This is a genomic window from Spiroplasma sp. ChiS (assembly GCF_002968355.1).
Classification (GTDB): Bacteria; Bacillota_I; Bacilli_A; order Mycoplasmatales; family Mycoplasmataceae; genus Spiroplasma; species Spiroplasma citri.
Genome location: NZ_PUUH01000215.1, coordinates 1 through 804, shown reverse-complemented (window position 1 = coordinate 804; position 804 = coordinate 1). Strand labels below are relative to the sequence as shown.

The window sequence follows — 804 nt, the reverse complement described above, 5'->3', positions numbered from 1 at the left end:
ATTAATTTATTAGTTGAAAATAATAATAGTAATTGAGATAAGATTTTTAGTTTTGTTTTTGATATATTTTTGTTTATTTTTGATGTAATTTGAAATACAAAATTACCGATGACAAATACATCGATTGCTTATTTTTTAGTCTTTTTTATGGTTATTAAATTATCTATTTATGCAATTCACGGTACATCAACACAATATAATAATTTAGGTTCGACAGTTAATAATGGTGTTTCGCAAGTATATTCGTCAACTGTACGAAAAGGTATTAATGTTGGTAAAAATGTTTATCAGAATAGTAATAAGCAGCAAGTTAAAAAAGAACTTAAACGACAAAGTATTAGATATCAAGCGAAAAATATTAGAAGTACTAAATTTAAAGGAGATAAAAAGTAATGATTAAATTAGTTTTATTGGTGGCGGCAATTGTGATATTTGGAACTGGTTTTATTACTGTTATTATTAATCAATTTACATCAGCAAAAAATATTATTATGGATTTATATAATTCTGATACTTGGTTGATTTGATTATTTGGTAGAATGGCAGTTTTGTTTAGTCATCCGTTAATGTTAACGATATCAAGTTTATATATTGTTGGGTTTATTGTTTCAAAAACATTGTATAGTTAGGAGTTAAGTTTATGAAAATTAAAATTTTAAAGTTTTTAAAAGAAAAATGATGAGAAATATTAGTATATATTTTAGTTGTTGGTTTTGGTTTTGCTTTATTTATTGGGTCAATTTACGATAAATGAGATAAATTAATTAATGAGTTTGGTATTTTATTCTGATATATGTTAGTTTT

The 804-nt window shown here is 23.1% G+C and carries 2 protein-coding genes; both read left to right on the top strand.

The window, feature by feature from the left end; all coding sequences use genetic code 4:
* On the top strand, positions 1 to 393 hold a 393-nt coding region (locus C6B38_RS05780), incomplete at its 5' end, for a hypothetical protein (RefSeq protein WP_105298966.1).
* Positions 393 to 629 (top strand): hypothetical protein, encoded by a 237-nt coding sequence (locus C6B38_RS05775; protein ID WP_105298965.1) that lies wholly within the window; start codon positions 393 to 395, stop codon positions 627 to 629. The genes C6B38_RS05780 and C6B38_RS05775, both read left to right, overlap by 1 nt.
* Positions 630 to 804 lie beyond the last annotated feature (175 nt).